This window comes from Herbiconiux sp. SALV-R1, from assembly GCF_013113715.1.
In the GTDB taxonomy this organism is placed as follows: Bacteria; Actinomycetota; Actinomycetes; order Actinomycetales; family Microbacteriaceae; genus Herbiconiux.
Window position 1 is genome coordinate 1,106,921 of sequence record NZ_CP053344.1, and the last position, 18,310, is coordinate 1,125,230.

Annotated in this window: 13 protein-coding genes; 11 read left to right on the plus strand and 2 right to left on the minus strand. The window is 72.0% G+C overall.

All coding sequences use genetic code 11. The features are described from left to right. Positions 1–86: 86 nt before the first annotated feature. The 4 genes from HL652_RS05465 (at position 87) to HL652_RS05480 (ending at position 4,643) form a co-directional block, all read left to right on the plus strand. A complete protein-coding gene (locus HL652_RS05465) occupies positions 87–809 on the plus strand; it encodes a GntR family transcriptional regulator (protein ID WP_171704349.1) in 723 nt (240 codons plus the stop codon). A gap of 209 nt (positions 810–1,018) precedes the next feature. Beyond that, positions 1,019–2,371, plus strand: coding sequence for an FGGY-family carbohydrate kinase (locus tag HL652_RS05470; RefSeq protein ID WP_171704350.1), 1,353 nt, complete (start codon positions 1,019–1,021; stop codon positions 2,369–2,371). Positions 2,372–2,635: 264 nt separating this feature from the next. Further along, positions 2,636–3,538, plus strand: a complete 903-nt coding sequence (locus tag HL652_RS05475) for a tagatose-bisphosphate aldolase (RefSeq protein WP_171704351.1) — start codon at positions 2,636–2,638, stop codon at positions 3,536–3,538. A gap of 124 nt (positions 3,539–3,662) precedes the next feature. Further along, complete coding sequence (locus HL652_RS05480; RefSeq protein WP_171704352.1) at positions 3,663–4,643, plus strand: LacI family DNA-binding transcriptional regulator; 981 nt, start codon at positions 3,663–3,665, stop codon at positions 4,641–4,643. Between the two features lie 735 nt (positions 4,644–5,378). Here the strand turns inward: HL652_RS05480 and HL652_RS05485 are convergent. After that, positions 5,379–7,238, minus strand: coding sequence for a DEAD/DEAH box helicase (locus HL652_RS05485; RefSeq protein WP_171704353.1), 1,860 nt, complete (start codon positions 7,236–7,238; stop codon positions 5,379–5,381). A gap of 18 nt (positions 7,239–7,256) precedes the next feature. On the opposite strand from HL652_RS05485, the gene HL652_RS05490 reads away from it, so the two are divergent. The 5 genes from HL652_RS05490 (at position 7,257) to ligD (ending at position 15,401) form a co-directional block, all read left to right on the plus strand. Continuing rightward, entirely contained in the window at positions 7,257–9,041 is a 1,785-nt protein-coding gene (locus tag HL652_RS05490; RefSeq protein ID WP_253743661.1) for a RecQ family ATP-dependent DNA helicase, read from the plus strand. 37 nt (positions 9,042–9,078) lie between these two features. Next, positions 9,079–11,796 (plus strand): phosphoenolpyruvate carboxylase, encoded by a 2,718-nt coding sequence (locus tag HL652_RS05495; protein ID WP_371743580.1) that lies wholly within the window; start codon positions 9,079–9,081, stop codon positions 11,794–11,796. 65 nt (positions 11,797–11,861) lie between these two features. After that, a complete protein-coding gene (locus HL652_RS05500; protein ID WP_171704354.1) occupies positions 11,862–12,569 on the plus strand; it encodes a hypothetical protein in 708 nt (235 codons plus the stop codon). A 113-nt stretch (positions 12,570–12,682) separates the two neighbouring features. Continuing rightward, positions 12,683–14,221, plus strand: a complete 1,539-nt coding sequence (locus HL652_RS05505; RefSeq protein WP_171704355.1) for an SPFH domain-containing protein — start codon at positions 12,683–12,685, stop codon at positions 14,219–14,221. Between the two features lie 151 nt (positions 14,222–14,372). Then, positions 14,373–15,401, plus strand: a complete 1,029-nt coding sequence (gene ligD, locus HL652_RS05510) for a non-homologous end-joining DNA ligase (RefSeq protein ID WP_171704356.1) — start codon at positions 14,373–14,375, stop codon at positions 15,399–15,401. Between the two features lie 6 nt (positions 15,402–15,407). On the opposite strand, the gene HL652_RS05515 is transcribed toward ligD, so the two are convergent. Beyond that, on the minus strand, positions 15,408–16,481 hold the full coding sequence (locus HL652_RS05515) for an ATP-dependent DNA ligase (RefSeq protein WP_171704357.1): 1,074 nt from the start codon (positions 16,479–16,481) through the stop codon (positions 15,408–15,410). 97 nt (positions 16,482–16,578) lie between these two features. Between HL652_RS05515 and HL652_RS05520 the strand changes: the two genes are divergently transcribed. Continuing rightward, positions 16,579–17,760: an AI-2E family transporter gene (locus tag HL652_RS05520; protein ID WP_171704358.1), complete on the plus strand. Its 1,182-nt coding sequence runs from the start codon at positions 16,579–16,581 to the stop codon at positions 17,758–17,760. Between the two features lie 51 nt (positions 17,761–17,811). Continuing rightward, positions 17,812–18,306 (plus strand): cation:proton antiporter regulatory subunit, encoded by a 495-nt coding sequence (locus HL652_RS05525; protein ID WP_171704359.1) that lies wholly within the window; start codon positions 17,812–17,814, stop codon positions 18,304–18,306. Positions 18,307–18,310 lie beyond the last annotated feature (4 nt).

The window sequence follows — 18,310 nt, forward strand, 5'->3', positions numbered from 1 at the left end:
GGGTCGTGATGAATCTTGTCGGACAAGTTTACTTGCATGACGAGGTTGTTTCGCTAGTCTTGTCTCGCATCCGTCGAAAGGGCGACATGACGACGACCACCTCCACTCCGTCCCTCGTGCGTGCCCTGCGCACGGTGTCGGCGGTCGACGCCGTCGGCGACGATCTGCGTCGGCGGATGTTCGCGGGTGAGCTCGTGGGCGGCGAACTGCTCAAGGAGGCCGTGGTCGCGGGGGAGTACGCGGTGTCGCGCTCGACCGCGAAGGCGGCGATCGAAAAGCTCACCGCCGAGGGACTGCTCGAGCGCTCGGCGAACCGCTCGGCGCGGGTTCCGCAGCTGACGGCGGCCGATGTGCACGACATCTACCGCACACGGCTGCGGCTGGAGAGCTCGGCGCTGCGTGAGCTCGCCGCCGCGCGGCACGCCCCGCGCGAGGCGGCGGCCGCGAACGCGCGCGTGCGCGCGGCGGGGGTGGGGGCGGCTGCTCCCCGAGACCTGACCGTGGCGCACGACGGGGAGCGCGGCTCGGCGATCGCGTCGGTGGAGCCCGACATGCGGTTCCACGCGGCGCTGGTGGAGGCGATCGGCAGTGAGCGGCTCGAGCGCATGTACGGGTCGCTCGTCGACGAGGCGCGCCTCTGCATGGTGCAAGTGCAGGGCCGGAGTCTCCTCGCGGTGGATCGGATCGCCGACGAGCACGACGAGATCCTCCGTCGCCTCGCCGCGGGTGACGCCGACGGTGCCGTCGAGGTGCTCACCGCCCACCTCACCCGCGCCAGCGACCGCCTCCAGGCCGCCCTCGACGCCTGACGGGCGGGGCGGGTCGCGTCCGGGCACGTTCTTACGGACAAAGTCCGTGATAACCGAGTTCTTCACGGACTTTGTCCGTAAGAAACGCAGCACGGGACGCCCAAGCGAGGGATGACATCGATGACATGGGCATGGTAGAGTTCATGACATCGATGACATGCCGCCCCGAAGGTGAGGTGCGCCGCGTCGTCGGGAGAACGGAGCAACGCATGTCCACCCTCGTCGCCGGGCTCGACCTCGGGAGCACCGGAGTGAAGATGCTCGTCGCCGACGAACAGGGTGCCGAGGTGCTCATCCGTCAGCTGCCCACGCCCTGGGTCGCCGGCCCCGGCGGCACCACCACCATGACCGCGGCCGACCTCGTCGGCACCCTGCGCGAGCTCGTCGCGCTCGTCGACTCCGATCTGCGTGAGCTCCGCGGCGACGACGTGCGCATCGGGGCGCTCGCCGTCTCGGGCATGGGGGAGTCGGGCGTCGTGCTCGGCCCCGATGGCGAGCCCATCGCCCCCGCCATCGCCTGGTTCGACCCTCGCGGGGCGGAGCAGGTCGACGCCCTGCCCGCGCGCATCCGCGACGAGTTCGCCGGCCGCACGGGTCTCCCGCTCGGTGTGCAGGTCTCGGTCGTCAAGCTCCTCCACTTGCGCGACACCGGCCTCGACCTCGCCGGAGCCCGCTGGCTCAACCTCCCCGAGTTCGCCGTCGCCGCCCTCGGCGGCGAGCTGGCCGCCGAGTACTCCCTCTCCTCCCGCACCGGCCTCCTCGATCAGGACACCGGCGCCCCCTGGCCCGAACTCCTCGACCACCTCGGCGTCACCCCCGACTTCCTCCCGCCCTTCGTCGACGCGGGAACCCCGCTCGGCGACGCGTCTGCCGACTGGCTCCCCGCATCCTTCGCCGGTGCCCGGCTCACCGTGGCCGGGCACGACCACCTGGTCTCGGCGGTGTCGACGGGCGAGTTTCCCGACGACCGGTACCACGTGTCGATGGGCACCGCCGAGGTGTTGCTGCGGGTTCTGGATGCGCCCCTGCCGTTCGACGCGCGCGCCCGCTTGGCCGAGTGGCTGATCAATTGCGTGCGGCACGTCGTTCCGGGCAAGTGGGTGCTCGTGGCGGGCGTGAAGACCGGGCTCATCATGCGGCGGGCCCTCCAGCTCGTCGGTGTGAACGACCGGGCCGGGCGCGATGCGCTCGACGCCGCCGTGATGGAGCAGCCCTACGAGGGCGTGCTGCAGCAGGGCGACGTCGAGGTCACCGGTGCCCGCAACGACGACGGCGTGCTGCGACTCGTGGTGCGCGCCGACGGGGCGGGGCCGGCCGATCTGTTCGGTGCGGTGCTCCGGCACGGCAACGACGAGCTCGCCCTGCTCGTCTCCGCGATGGACGCCGAGGTGCCGCCCGCCACCTCCGCCCTGCTCACGGGTGGCTGGGCGAGCATGCGCTCGGTGCAGCGCGCCCGCTCGGAGGTGCTCGCCGGCGTTCGGGTCTCCGACCGCTCGCAAGACACGGCCTACGGCGCGGCAGTCTTCGCGTCGCGACTCCTCGCACCCACTTCGACCGCCTGAACCGTGCGCGCGGCGCCACCCGGCGCCCGCGCAGCGCCGCGCGAGCGGCGCCCCCGCCCCCCGCCGTCACCGCCGGCATCCCGCCCCGTCACCAATCCATCCCGCCCCGACGTCACCGCCGGCATCCCGCCCCTCGCCCACTCCACCCTCCCCGTCGCCCACTCCACCCCACCCGGCCGCCAAGCCGCAGCATCCCGCCCCCACCCGGGGATGGGCACCCAGACCACCCCCAAACCACACCCCCCTCACCAAGGAGACACTCCCGTGACCGAACTCACCACCCTCGAGCGCCGCGCCCTGGCCAAGATCAGCACGGCGGCCGGCGGCATGCTCATCGTCGCCGCCGATCAGCGCAACGGCATGAAGGCCGTCATGAAGGATGCGCCGAACGGCGCTGACGGCATCTCCACCGAGGAGCTGGCCGACGCGAAGTCCGACCTGGTCAGCTTCCTCGGCAACAAGGCCCCCGCCATCCTCCTCGACCCGCAGACCGCGCTTCCCCGCGTCGTCGACGACGGCACCCTCGACAGCGATACCGGTCTCGTCGTGGCGATGGACGCATCCGGATTCGCCGTCGAGAACGGCCTCAAGCGCACCCGCTACGTCGAGGGCATGACCCCGCGCCGCGTGCGCGACCTCGGCGGCGACGCCGCGAAGATGCTCTGGTACCTGCGCGCCGACCGCCGCGACGACGAGGCCGCCGTGCTCGACGACATCGCGCGCCTGGTGTCGGAGTGCGAGGCGGAGGGTGTGCTGCTGATCGTCGAGATCCTCACCTACCAGCTCGACGACGAGAGCGACAAGGACTACAAGGCGGTCTTCCCGTCGCTCATCTCGGGTGCGGCCGAGCTCAGCGTCGCCGCCGGCGCCAAGGTGCTGAAGCTGCAGTACCCGGGCTCGGCCGAGGGTGCCGCCGCCGTCACCGCTGCCGCCGCCGGCGTGCCGTGGGCCGTGCTGTCGGCGGGTGTCGACCACGAGACCTTCGTGGGCCAGGTGCGCACCTCGGTCGAGAACGGCGCCGCGGGCGCGATGGCCGGCCGATCGCTCTGGAAGGACAGCCTCTCCATCTCCTCCGCCACCCGCGAGGAGCTGCTCACCACCAAGGCGCTGCCGCGCCTGGTCGAACTCGAGTCGGTCATCGACGAGGTGCTCTCGACCCGCCCGTAGACTCTCGGCAGGGTCTTCAGGGGGCGATGCCGAGCGGATGCGCGCCACCGCCCCCTGAGAACACCCCGGTCGCCGCCAGGGTCGCGCGCGAACACGGGGGCGCACGTCGTGAGAGGAGCGGGCCATGGCCACCATGCAAGACGTCGCCGCGCTGGCGGGCGTGAGCGCCAAGACGGTGTCGCGGGTGTTCAACGACGACCCGCACGTGCTGCCCGACACGAGATTGCGCGTCGAAGACGCCATGCGCAGCCTCAACTACGTGCCGAACGTGCTCGCCCGCACCTTCAGGGCGGGGCGGTCGTCGAGTGTGGGGGTCGCCGTGCCCGATGTCGTCGACCCGTTCTTCGCGTCGATCGTGCGGGCCGTCGAGAGCGTGTGCTCGGCGGCGGGGCTGACCACGCTGGTCACGAGCATCGGCGACGACCCCGCGCGGGAGCGCTCGGTGCTCGAGGCGCTGCTGCGCACCCAGCTGATGGGGCTCGTGCTCGCGCCGGTCGCCTCGAGTCACGCCTGGCTCGCGCCGTGGACCGAGACCACCCCCATCGAGTTCGTCGACCGCTCCCCGGTCGACCTCGACGCCGACTACTTCGTCGAAGACGACCGCGACGGCTCCTACCTCGCCACCAGGCACCTGCTCGACCACGGGCACACGCGGGTGGCGTTCCTCGCCGACCAGACGCATCCGCCGAGCTCCCGGCGCCGACTCGGGGGATACACCGAGGCGCTGGCGGATGCGGGGGTCACCCTCGACGAACGCCTCATCGCCTTCGACGCGGGCAGCGACGAGGGTGCGGGGCGCGAGCTCGACCGGCTGAGCCGGCTCGCGGCGCCGCCGACCGCGGTGTTCTCGTCGAACGCCCGAGTGACGATGCACGCGTTCGGCGCGCTGAAGAGCTCGGGTGCGGCCTTCGTCGGATTCGGCGACTTCCCCATGGCCGACCGCCTCACCCCCGCCGTCACCGTCATCGACCAAGACCCCGCCTACCTCGGCCGCCTCGCCGCCACCCGCGCCCTCGACCGCTTCGCCACCCCCACCGCCCACTACGCTCCCGCCACCGTCGTCCCCGTCGCCCTCACCATCCGCCACTCCTGCGGCTGCGCGTAGCGCGCGGAACCGGATGGAGTTCGGGTGCCGGAGGCGGTGATTTCTCCATCGAGTTCCGGATGCGGCACGGACGTCCGTCCGGTTCGGGTGCGGCAGCTGCCCACGCGGCCGGCAAAACGACGGAGGTTCGGAGTGATGGCGGGCTGAGCATCCGTCGTTTGGCCGGATGCGGGTGAGACTCCGTCGATCGGGTGAGGGGACGACGGGCGCTGCGGAACCGGATGGAGTTCGGGCCGTCGACGCGGCGGTTTCTCCATCGAGTTCCGGATGCGGCACGGACGTCCGTCCGGTTCGGGGTGCGGCAGCTGCCCGCGTGGCGGTCGAAACGACGGAGGTTCGGAGTGATGGCGGGCTGAGCATCCGTCGTTTGGCTGGATGCGGGTGAGACTCCGTCGATTGGCTGAGGGGACGGCGGGCGCTGCGGAACCGGATGGAGTTTGGGCGTCCGAGGAGGCCCGGCCTCGACCGATTTCAGGGTGCGGTCCGGAACGCGATCCGTTTCGGCAGGGCACCTAGCCGCGTGGCGGTCGAAACGACGGAGGTTGGGAGCGATGGCGGGCTGAGCATCCGTCGTTTGGGCGGATGCGCGGGAAAGTCCATCGCTTGGTCGGGCGGACACCTGTCGCAGTTGCCGGACTGGATGGAGTTCGGAGGCGGGAGGCGGTGATTCCTCCATCGAGTTCCGGGGGCGGGCCCGAAGTCCATCCGGTTCGGGCGCCGCGGCCGGGGCGCGGGTTAGTAGCGGTCGCGGCGGGGGCGGTCGCCGCGGTCGCCGTCGCGGGAGTTCCGGTCGGGGCGCTTGGCGGAGGAGTTGAAGCGGTCGGGTTTGAGGTCGATGAGTTGGCCGCTGATGCGGGTGTCTTTGAGGCGGCGGAAGACGTCGGTGGGGAGGTCGGCGGGGAGTTCGACGAGGGAGAAGTCGGGGCGGATCTGGATGGCGCCGAAGTCTTCGCGGCGAAGACCGCCCTCGTTGGCGAGGGCGCCGACGATCTGGCGCGGCTCGACGCGCTGGCGCTTGCCGACCGAGATGCGGTAGGTCTTCATGGGGGCGCCGCCGCGCGGGCGCCGCTCCGGGCGGTCGCCCCGGTCGCCGCGGTCGCCCGAGCGCGAGTCACGGTCGCCGCGCGAGTCGCGGTCGTACCGGTCGCCGCCGCGCTCCGAGCGCTCACCGCCGCCCTCGCGCGAGCCCCGATCCCGCTCCCGATCGAACCGCGACCCGCGCTCCCGCTCGGGCTCCGGCTCGAGCAGCAGCGGCGTGTCGCCCTGCGCCACGACCGCGAGCGCGGCAGCGACATCCGTCTCGGGCACGTCGTGGTGACGCGTGTAGTGCCCCACGATGTCGCGGAACAGCTGGATCTGCTCCGGGTCGGCGAGTGCCGCCGTGATGGCGTCGTCGAAGCGGGTGAGCCGGGTGGCGTTGACGTCGTCGACGCTCGGCAGCTTCATCTCGGTGAGCGGCTGGCGGGTGGCCTTCTCGATGGAGGCGAGCATCCGTCGTTCGCGGGGGGTGACGAAGCTGATGGCGTCGCCGGTGCGGCCGGCCCGGCCGGTGCGGCCGATGCGGTGCACGTACGACTCGGTGTCGATCGGCAGGTCGAAGTTCACCACGTGGCTGATGCGCTCGACGTCGAGGCCGCGGGCCGCGACATCCGTCGCCACCAGGATGTCGAGCTTGCCCGCCTTGAGCTGGTTCACCGTGCGCTCGCGCTGCGCCTGCGCCACGTCGCCGTTGATGGCGGCGGCCGAGTAGCCGCGGGCGCGCAGCTTCTCGGCGAGCGTCTCGGTCTCGTTCTTGGTGCGGGTGAACACGATCATGCCCTCGAAGTTCTCGACCTCGAGGATGCGCGTGAGCGCGTCGACCTTCTGCGGGTACGACACCACGAGGTAGCGCTGGGCGATGTTCGCCGAGGTCGTGGTCTTCGACTTCACCGAGATCTCTTCGGGGTCTTTGAGGTACTGCCCCGACAGGCGGCGGATCTGCGCCGGCATGGTCGCCGAGAACAGCGCCACCTGCTTGTCGTCGGGCGTGTCGGCGAGGATGGTCTCGACGTCTTCGGCGAAGCCCATCTTGAGCATCTCGTCGGCCTCGTCGAGCACGAGGTACTTGAGCTCGGAGAGGTCGAGGGTGCCCTTGTCGAGGTGGTCCATGATGCGGCCCGGGGTGCCGACGACGATGTGCACGCCTCGGCGCAGCGCCGACAGCTGCACGCCGTAGCCCTGCCCGCCGTAGACGGGGAGCACGTGCACGCCGCGCAGGTGGGCGGCGTAGCGCTCGAACGCCTCGCACACCTGCAGCGCCAGCTCGCGCGTGGGCGCGAGCACGAGCGCCTGCGGGGTCTTCTGGGCGAGCTCGAGCCGCGACAGGATCGGCAGCGCGAACGCCGCCGTCTTGCCCGTGCCCGTCTGCGCGGTGCCCAGCACGTCGCGCCCCTCGAGCAGCGGCGGGATGGTCGCCGCCTGGATGGCCGAGGGCGTCTCGTAGCCCACGTCTTTCAGCGCCTTGAGCACCGCGTCGTCGAGCCCGAGGTCGGAGAAGGTGAGCGGCGCGGGCGCGTCGTCCGTGGCGGGGACTGAGGTGGTGCTGGGGGAGGACATGTGTCAAGGGTAGAACGGATGCGCCTCCCGCGGCTCCGCTTCGGGCGGCACGGTGGCAGGCTGACTGCCATGCACCGCCCCGGCACCTCCCAGATCGACCTGCCCGCCCTCGTTCGGAAGGCCGGGTTCAGCGAGCTGAGGGCCGGTCAGGAGGAGGCGGTGCGCGCGGCGATCGACGGTCGCGACGTGCTCGCCGTGATGCCGACGGGCCACGGCAAGTCGGCGATCTACCAGCTCGCCGCGACCGCCCTGAGCGATCGGGGGCTCGCCGTCGTCGTGAGCCCGCTCATCGCCCTGCAATGGGACCAGCTGCGCCAGCTCGAGGAGCTGCCCGGAGCCCCCGAGGGCCGCGTCATCAACTCCGACCTCAGCGACGCCGACGAGGCCGACGCCTGGGCCGCCATCGAGGGCGGCGAGACCGGCGTGGTCTTCCTCGCCCCCGAGCAGCTCGCCAAAGACGAGGTGTTCGAGCGGCTCGAACGCCGCGGCGTCGCCCTGTTCGTGGTCGACGAGGCGCACTGCGTGTCGTCGTGGGGCCACGACTTCAGGCCCGACTACCTGCACCTCGGCGACGTGATCGAGCGTCTCGGCCACCCGGTCGTGGTCGCCCTCACCGCCACCGGGTCGGCCCCGGTGCGCGACGACGTCGAGGCGGTGCTCGCGCTCCGCGACCCGCTCGTGCTGGTCACCGGCTTCGACCGGCCGAACCTGCACCTCGCCGTGCTGCGGCACGAGCAGGAGTCGGAGAAGGAGGCTGCCGTCATCGTGCAGGTCGTCGCGCTCTCCGCCGACGGCCAGGGCCTGCTCTACGTCGCCACCCGCCGCGACACCGAGCAGCTCGCCGAGCGGCTCGAAGCGGCGGGGCTGCGCGCCGCGCCCTTCCACGGCTCGATGGCGGCCCGCCGCAAGGAGGCGGTCTACGAGGCCTTCCAAGCCGGCGAGCTCGACGTGGTCGTCGCCACCTCGGCGTTCGGCATGGGCATCGACAAGGCCGACATCCGCTTCGTCGTGCACGCGGCCATCACCGAGTCGGCCGACGACTACTACCAGGAGATCGGCCGCGGCGGCCGCGACGGCGACGCCTCCACCATCGTGCTGCACTACCGCGAAGAAGACCTAGGGCTGCGCCGGTACTTCACCAGCTCGAAGCCGAACCGCGAGAAGCTCACGAAGGTGGTGAAAGCCCTGCGCGCCGCGAAGACGGCTCCGGATGCGCGCACCCTGGCCCAGAAGACCGGCCTGTCGACGAGGGCGTTGCGCGGTCAGCTCGACCTGCTCACCGAGGCGGGAGTGGCGCGCGAGGAGGGCGGCGCCGTGCGGCTCGTGCGGCAGCTCACCCCCGCGAAGGCGTACGCCGCCGCCGAGGAGGTGGCGGAGCGTCGCACCCGCATCGGGGTGTCGCGCCTCGAGATGGTGCGGCAGTACGCCGAGACGCTCGACTGCCGGCGGCAGTTCCTGCTGGGGTACTTCGGGCAGGAGGCGCCCGACTTCTGCGGCGGGTGCGACAACTGCGACGAGGGGCGCGGGCGCACCCGGGCGAAGCTCGCGGCGGTGCCGGCGGGGAAGGCGGCGGAGCCAGGGGGAAGCGCATCCGGTGCCGACTCCGACGCCCCGAACGACGCCTCCGTCGCGACGGCAGACGAGCCCTGGGCCGCCGGCTCCACCGTCGACCACGAGCGCTTCGGCTCCGGAACCGTCGTGAGCGTCGACGACGACCGCCTCACCGTCTTCTTCGAGAGCGAGGGCTACACCGTGCTGTCTAAGCAGATCGTCGCCGAGCAGGGGCTGCTGCGGGCGAGCTGATTTCAGCCCGGCGGGAACGGCGCGCTAGCGTGAGCGGGTGACCAGCGAGTTCGAACCACCCGCCACGACCGCATCCCTCGATCTCACCCGGCAGAGCGTGAGCGACGAGGTCGACCGCGACCTCCGCGCCGACGTCAGTCTGCTCGGTTCGCTGCTCGGCCGCGTGCTCACCGAGGCCGGTGGCGAGGGGCTGCTCGACGACGTCGAGCGGCTGCGCGCGCTCGTCATCCACGCCTACGAGCGCGACAGCGACGCGTCGATCGAAGACGCCGAGGCCCTCGTGGAGTCGTTCAGCACCGAGCGTGCGGAGCAGGTGGCGCGGGCCTACACCTGCTACTTCCACCTGTCGAACCTCGCCGAGGAGCACCACCGGGTGCGCGTGCTGCAGGCGCGGCTCGGCGCAGCGGGTGCCGCGGGCGGCGCGGACGCCTCCGGCACCGCGGCCCGCCCCGACTCCCTCCCCGCCGCGATCGAGCGCATGCGCGCCGAGCTCGGGCCCGAGGCCGCAGCCGAGCGCCTGCGGTCGCTGCGCTTCCACCCGGTGCTCACCGCGCATCCGACCGAGGCCCGCCGCCGCGCCATCGCCTCGGCCATCCGCCGCATCAGCGAGCTGCTCGACGAGCGCGACGCCGCCGAGCCCGGCTCGATCGCCCTCATCGAGAACGAGCGCCGCCTGCTCGAGGAGATCGACGTGCTCTGGCGCACCTCGCCGCTCCGCCTCACCCGCCCCACCCCGCTCGACGAGGTGCGCACGGCGATGTCGATCTTCGACCAGACCCTGTTCGAGACGGTGCCCCGGGTCTACCGCCTGCTCGACGACTGGCTGCAGGGGCCGACGGATGCGGGGCGCAAGCCCGCTGTCGCCCCCGCCTTCCTGAGACTCGGCAGCTGGATCGCCGCAGACCGCGACGGCAACCCCTTCGTCACCGCCGACGTCACCAAGGAGGCCGCGGCCATCGGCGCCGAGCACGTACTGCTCGGGCTCGAGCGTGCCGCCACCCGCATCGGGCGCACCCTCACCCTCGACGAGGCCGACACCCCGCCGAGCGACGCGCTCCGCGAGCTCGCCGCGCGGCAGGAGCAGATCGCCCCGCACGTCACCTCGCAGATCGGCACCCGCGCCCCGAACGAGCCGCACCGCCGCGCCGTGCTCGTGATCGCCGAGCGCATCGCCGCCACCCGCCGAGGCGAGTCGCCGCTCGGCTACGCCGACCCCGAGGAGCTGCTCGCCGAGCTGAGCATGGTGCAGGAGTCGCTGCGTGCCGGCGGCGCCGAGCGCAGCGCCGACGGCGAGCTGCAGAACCTGGTGTGGCAGGTGCAGACCTTCGGCTTCCACCTCGCCGAGCTCGAGGTGCGGCAGCACTCGAAGGTGCACCGCCAGGCCCTCGAGGAGGTGCGCGCCGGCACCCCGGTCGAGGAGCGCGCCGAGATGACCGGCGAGGTGCTCGAGGTGTTCCGCACCATCTCGTATCTGCAGGGCCGCTACGGCGTCGACGCCGCACGCCGCTACATCGTCTCATTCACGCAGTCGTCGGCCGACCTCGCCAACGTCTACGAACTCGCCGAAGCCGCGCTCGGGTCGCCCAAGGCCGCACCCACGCTCGACGTCATCCCGCTGTTCGAGACCTTCGACGACCTGCAGGCCTCCACGCGCATCCTGAGCGAGATGATCGAACTCGAGCCGGTGAAGGCGCGCCTTGCCGCCACGGGCCGCAAGCTCGAGGTCATGCTCGGATACTCCGACTCGTCGAAGGATGTGGGGCCCGTCTCGGCGACGCTCGCCCTGTACTCGGCGCAGTCGCGCATCGCCGACTGGGCGACGGAGAACGACATCGTGCTGACGCTGTTCCACGGGCGCGGGGGAGCGCTCGGGCGCGGCGGCGGGCCGGCCAACGAGGCCGTGCTGGCGCAGCCCCCGGGATCGGTCGACGGCCGGTTCAAGCTCACCGAGCAGGGCGAGGTGATCTTCGCGCAGTACGGCGACAAGGCGATCGCGGCGCGGCACATCGAGCAGATGGCCGCGGCGACACTGCTGGCCTCGAGCCCCTCGAACGAGGAGCGCAACCGGGAGGCTGCCGAGCGCTTCGCCCAGGTGGCGGCGACCATGGACGAGGCGTCGCGCATCCGCTTCTTCGAGCTCGTCAAGGCCGACGGGTTCGCGCCCTGGTTCGCCCAGGTCACCCCCATGGAGGAGATCGGGTTGCTGGCGCTCGGCTCGCGACCGGCGCGTCGAGGCCTGTCGGTGGAGTCGCTCGAAGACCTGCGGGCGATTCCGTGGGTGTTCTCGTGGACGCAGGCGCGCATCAACCTCACCGGCTGGTTCGGGCTCGGCTCGGCGCTCGCCGCTGTCGGCGACGTCGAGCTGCTGCGCGACGCCTACGCGCACTGGCCGCTGTTCGCCTCGATGATCGACAACGTCGAGATGTCGCTGGCGAAGACGGATGCGCGCATCGCCGAACGGTACCTCGCGCTCGGCGACCGCGACGACTTGGCGGCGCTCGTGCAGGAGGAGATGGAGCTGACGGCGCTCTGGGTGCGGCAGACGAGCGGGCACGAGAAGATCCTCGAAGACCGCCCGGTGCTGCGGCGCGCGGTGCGGCTGCGGAGCCCCTACGTCGACGCGCTGTCGCTGCTGCAGCTGCGGGCGCTCCGCGCGGTGCGCGCCTCGGGCAGCGCCGACCGCGACGACGCCGCCCACCGCCTGCTGCTCCTCGCCGTGAACGGCGTCGCCGCCGGCCTCCAGAACACGGGGTGACCCGCGAGCCCGCCCGGCGGGGGCGCACGCCCGCGCGCTCAGGGGGAGGGGTAGCGTGGGGCGCGATGTCGAACTTCTTCCTGCGATCGGGCTCGGGGGCGGGGCGTAGCCGCTCGGGTCGCGTGTGGGCGCGGATGCTCGTGGTGGCCGCCGCCGCATCCGTCGTGGGTCTGGCGTCGCTGACGATGCTCGCACCCCCGCCGTCGACGGCGGTCGGGCCGGGTCTCGCCTCGGGCGCGGGCGACGTCTCGGCCGGCCCGTCGCTCGCCGACGAGCTGCAGTCGCTCACCGTGCCCGGCACCGCGAACGGCGTCGCGGTGACCCGCGACGGCTACGGGGCGACCTCGGGCCTCGAGAACCTGTCGAAGGGGAGCACGAACCGCGACTGGGCGGTGCTCGTGCTCTACATGGCGGGGTTCCCGACGAGCGACTCGAACATCACCGTGATGCTGCGCTGGATGCGCCAGGAGAACGGCCCCGACGACTGGTGGCTGCGCAACAACCCGCTGAACAACGGCTGGGGCTCGGGCGGCGGCAGCGGCCTCGGCAGCTACGCGAACCTCGTCATCGCCGCCGAGAACGTGGGCAACGCGCTGCACGGCAACCCGGGGTACGCCGCCATCGTCGCGGGCTTCGAGTCGTCGGCGCCGACGGCGCAGATCGAGTCGGCGATCTGGGCCTCGCCCTGGGCGAGCTCGCACTACGGCAACGGTTCGCACTGGGCCTACACGCCGGTGCCCGAGTACGCGTCGCCCGCCGGCACCTGGGGCTGAGCCGGCAAACCCGCCATACTGGGAGCACTGGAAATCGACCCGAACGGTTCCACCTGTCCGACCGCTCCTTCAGGAAGGCCGCCCTCTTGTTCTCGTTCGACTCCCTTCTCGCCGTGGCAGGCATAGGCCTGCTCGTCGTCATCGCACTCATCGTGCTGATCGTGCTGCTGCGCGGCATCAAGGTCGCCAAGCCCGACGAGGCGATCATCGTCACCTCGCGCCAGAAGTCGGTGAAGCCCGGCACCACCCCGCTCGAAGAAGACGAGAACGCCGGGCAGCGCGTCGTCTTCGGCTCGCGCGTGTTCGTCAAGCCCATCGTCGAGGCGTACTTCAAGCTGTCGCTGCGCAGCCGCCAGCTCAACGTGCAGGCGACCGCCCAGACGAAGGATGCGATCACCATCAAGGTGAACGCCGTCGCCGTGGTGAAGGTGGGCGGCTCGGAGTCGATGGTGCGTGCCGCGGCGCAGCGCTTCCTCAACCAGCAGGACCAGATCGAGACCTCCACCGAGGAGGTGCTCTCGGGTTCGGTGCGATCGATCGTGGGTCAGCTCACGGTGACCGAGATCATCACGAACCGTCAGGCGCTCCAGGGCCAGGTGCTCGACGCCGTGCGCGAGTCGCTCGACGTGCAGGGCCTCCAGATCGACACGCTGCAGATCAAGGAGATCGACGACGACAACGGCTACATCCGTGACCTCGGTCGTGCCGAGGCCGCCCGCGTGAAGCAGGTCGCCGAGGTCGCCGAGTCGGTGGCCCGCCGCACCTCGGAGGAGGCCCGCATCGAGGCCGACCAGGCCGTCGCCGAGCAGCAGCGCAAGCTCGACCTGCGGAATGCCGAGATTCAGAAGGAGACCGACAAGGCGCGTGCCGAGGCCGCCGCGTCGCGGCCGCTGGCCGAGGCGATCTCGCAGCAGGAGGTCATCGCGCAGCAGGAGATCACCGCAGGGAAGCGGGTCGGTCTCCGCAAGCAGGAGCTCGACGCCGAGATCCGCGCCGTCGCCGACGCCGAGGCCTACTCGGTGGAGAAGAAGGCCCAGGCGGATGCTGCTGCCGCCGTCGCCGCCGCGAACGCCGAGCGCGATCGACGCAAGGCCGTGGCCGAGGCCATCGAGGCCGAGGGTGTGGCCGACCGCAACCGCCGCCGCTCGGCGGCCGAGGCGACCGAGGCCGAGGGTGTCGCGGAGAAGAACCGTCGTATCGCCGCCGCCGAGGCGCTGCGAGCCGAGGGTGAGGCCGAGGCCAACTCGATCCGCGTGAAGGGTGCCGCAGAGGCGGAGGCGACGCTCGCCAAGGCCGAGGCGCTCGAGGAGCGCGCCGACGACCTGCTGCGCCAGCAGATCATCGCCGAGCTGCCCGCCATCGTGCGTGCCGCCTCCGAGCCGCTCGGCGCCATCGGCAACATGACGGTGATCTCGAACGACGGCTCGGGGTCGTCGCAGGTGGGCGAGAACGTCGCCGGCCAGCTCGCCACCTCGATGCAGATCGTGCGCGACCTCGTGGGCATCGATATTGCCGAGATCGTGACGGGCCGCGTCTCGGGCGAGGCCGCCGGCACCGCCGCGGGCAAGGCGTTCGCCGCGAGCAGCACCGCGGCGTCGCGCGGCACCGCCGTGCGGGCGTCGAGCCCGGCGCCGCAGACCCCCGCGGAGTAGCCCCCGCCGGAGTGGCCCGCGCCCGAGCGACCCCGCCAGAGTGGCCGTTCGAACGGTATGAGAATCGCGGTGCCGAGCCCCCCACGGGCTCGAACCCGCGATTCTCATACCGTTCGCGCCGTCTCAGCCCGGCGTGGGTAGGGTGGGGCGCATGGCGAGCGAGGCGACGACGGTGCAGGTCGAAGGTCCCGAGGGTGTGGTGCGCGAGATGCGCGTGTCGAGCCCGTCGCGGGTGCTCTGGCCCGAGCTCGGCATCACGAAGCTCGACCTCGTGAACTACCTCGTCGCGGTGGGCCCCGCGTTCGTCGAGGCGAACGGCGACCGCCCGGTCTCGCTGCAGCGCTTCCCCGACGGGGTCGACGGGGAGTGGTTCTTCTCGAAGAATCCGCCGCGCGGCGCCCCCGACTTCGTGCGGGCGGTGACGGTGACCTACCCGAGCGCTCGCGCGCATCCGCAGCTCGTCATCGACGAGCCCGCCGCCGCGGTGTGGGCGGCGCAGATGAACACGGTCGTGTTCCACCCCTGGGCCTCGCGCGCCGAGACCTCCGACTTCCCCGACCAGCTGCGCATCGACCTCGACCCGCAGCCCGGCACCGACTTCGACGACGCTGTTCCCGCCGCCTTCGAGCTGCGCACGGTGCTTGCCGAGGCCGGGCTCGAGGCCTTCGTGAAGACCTCGGGCAACCGCGGGTTGCACGTGTTCGCGCCGATCGAGCCGACGGCCGAGTTCCTCGACGTGCGGCACGCCGTCATCGCCGCGGCCCGCGAGCTCGAGCGGCGCATGCCCGAGCAGATCACCACGAACTGGTGGAAGGAGGAGCGCGGCGAGCGCATCTTCGTCGACTTCAACCAGGCCAACCGCGACCGCACCATGGCGGGGGCCTACAGCCCGCGCGCCCTCCCCACCGCCACGGTCTCGACCCCCGTCACCTGGGACGAGCTCGCGACCGTCGACCCCGCCGCCTTCACCGTGCTCACCGTTCCCGAGCGCCTCGCCACCACGGGTGACCCGTGGGCGGGCATGAGTGAGAAGCCCGGCACCATCGACACGCTGCTCGACTGGTGGGCCCGCGATCTCGAGTCGGGCCTCGGCGAGCTGCCGTTCCCGCCCGACTACCCGAAGATGCCGGGGGAGCCGCCCCGGGTGCAGCCGAGCCGCGCCCGCAAGACCGAGGAGTAGGCGAGCCTAGACCAGCACGTCTCCGAGGTCGTACGCCGTCGGCAGGTCGAGTTGCTCGAAGGTGCACGAGCGCGGATCGCGATCGGGCCGCCAGCGCTCGAACTGCACCGTGTGCCTGAACCGCGCGCCCTCCATCTGGTCGTACCGCACCTCGACCACCCGCTCGGGGCGCAGCCTCACGAACGAGGTGTCCTTCGACGACGAGAAGCGGTTGCGTTCGCCCTCGCCGAGCACCGCGTCGCCGCTCTCGTCGCGTTCGACGAGCGGCGCCAGCTCGTCGACCAGCGCCAGCCGCCGCGCGTCGCTGAACGCCGAGATGCCGCCCACCCCGAGCAGCCGGGCGGATGCGCCTTCGCCGTCGCCCGCATCCGTCTCGTCGTAGAGACCCACGAGCAGCGACCCCACCCCCGAGCCGCTCTTGTGCACGCGGTAGCCGAGCACGACGACGTCGGCGGTGCGGTGGTGCTTGATCTTGAACAGCGTGCGCTTGCCCGGCGCGTAGGGAGCGGCGAGCGGTTTGGCGACGACCCCGTCGAGCCCGGCGCCCTCGAACTCGTCGAGCCAGCGCCGCGCGAGCTCGACGTCGAGCGTGGTGCGGGTGACGTGCAGCGGCGCGGGGAGACCGCTCGCGAACTCCTCGAGCGCGGCGCGGCGCTCGCCGAAGGGGCGCTCGAGCAGCTCCTCCCCACCCTGGGAGAGCAGGTCGAAGGCGATGAAGAGGGCGGGCGTCTCGGCCGCCAGCTTCGCGACCCGCGAGGCCGCGGGGTGGATGCGCTGCGACAGCGCCTCCCAGTCGAGCCGCTGCGCACCCGGCTCGCCGACGGCCACCACGACCTCGCCGTCGAGCACGCACGGCCCCGGCAGCAGCTCGGCGAGGGCGGAGGTGAGTTCGGGGAAGTAGCGGGTGAGCGGCTTCGATCCGCGACTGCCGATCTCGACGGTCTCGCCGTCGAACGAGACGATGCCGCGGAAGCCGTCCCACTTGGGCTCGTACGACAGCCCGCCGTCGACCTTCGACGGGTCGGGCACGGTGTCGACCGCCTTGGCGAGCATCGGGGAGGGGAGCTGCGGATGCGTCATGCTCCGATCCTGCTCCATCTGCTCCCCGACGCGGTAGGGCCCGGTGCCCCCGGGCGGAAGGCGGGCGGAACGGGGGAGGGCGTGTCAGGGTTGACGCATGGCTGCTGACACCCCACCGCAACCCTCGTTGCGCTCACTGCTGACCGACCGGCTCGGTCACCTGAGCATCCGGAGCCTGCAGGTGATCGTGGTGCTGGTGCTCGCCGTGGGCGTCGTGTTCGCGCTGGTGCAGCTGAAGCTCGTGGTCATCCCGGTGCTGATCGCGCTCATCCTCGCCTCGGCCGTGCACCCCGTGATGGCGTGGCTGCGGCGGCACGGACTCTCGTCGATGGTCGCCACCTGGCTCACCCTGCTCTCGGCGCTCGTCGTGGTGGGCGGGGTGATCACCCTCATCGTCTTCGCCGTGCGCGGGCAGTGGCGGGCCCTCGGCGACTCCGCAGCCCAGGGCATCGACGATCTGCACGGCCTCGTGTCGGGGCTGCCGTTCGAGATCGACCAGGCGCAGATCGACGGGGCGCGCGACGCGGTGCTCGGCTTCCTCACCAGCAGCCAGTTCGGCTCGGGCGCGCTCGCCGGGGTGTCGGCGGCGGGCGAGGTCATCACGGGCGCCGTGCTGATGATCGTCATCCTGTTCTTCTTCATCAAGGACGGGCCTGCCATCTGGGCCTTCCTGCTCAAGCCGTTCAGCGGCCACCGGCACGCGCGCGGTGAGCGCATCGGGCGCACCGCGGTGGGCGTGTTCGGCGGCTACGTGCGCGGCACCGCCGTGATCGCCTTCGTCGACGCCGCCGCCATCGGCATCGGCCTCGCCGTGCTCGGGGTGCCGCTGGCGCTCCCGCTGGCCATCATCATGTTCATCGGCGCGTTCATCCCCATCGTCGGCGCGACCCTCGCCGGGGTGCTCGCCGCCCTCGTCGCGCTCGTCGCGAACGGCCCGGTGGTCGCACTCATCGTGGTGGGCATCGTGATCGCCGTGAACCAGCTCGAGGGCAACTTCCTGCAGCCGGTGGTGATGGCGCAGTCGCTGAAGCTGCATCCCCTCGTCATCCTGGTGGCGCTCACGGCGGGCACGATCCTCGGCGGCATCATCGGTGCCGTGCTCTCGGTGCCGATCGCGGCGGTCGCCTGGTCGATCGTGAAGGTGTGGGACAAGGAGGCGCCGCCCGCTGAGACCCGCGAGGAGCGCAAGGCGCGCAAGCGCCGGGAGAAGCAGCAGAAGAGCGCGCAGAAGGCGCGGCAGGCTGCCGCACCGAAGTCGCCGGGCGCCGTTCGTCCGTAGCGCGACCGCCCGGCGCAGGCGCGCCGCCCCCGCGGTGCTACCGTGGGCCTCGTGAGCGTGCGCATCGAGAAGGTCGACCTGCCGGGCATCGGCGTGCGGCACGACCTGCTCACCGAGAGCGGGCGTCGGCTGAGCGTGGTGTCGCACCGCGACGGCGAGCGCGACCTCGCCCTGTTCGACCTCGACGACCCCGACGCCTCGAGCGATTCCGTCCCGCTGAGCGACGACGAGGCGGCAGCGCTCGCCGACCTGCTCGGCAGCTCGGTGACCATGTCGCGGCTCACCAGCCTCGCCGGCGACGCTGCGGGGCTCTACACCGAGCAGCTCTCGCTCCCCACCGACTCGCCCTACCTCAACCGCCCGCTCGGCGACACGAAGGCGCGCACCCGCACGCGGGTGTCGATCGTGGCGATCGTGCGCGGCGAGAAGGTCATCCCGTCGCCGACGCCCGCCGAGGTCCTCCGCCCGGGCGACGTGATCGTCGCCGTCGGCATCAGGGAGGGCCTCGACCACCTGGCCCGCATCGTGGCCCACGGGCCGGACTGATCGA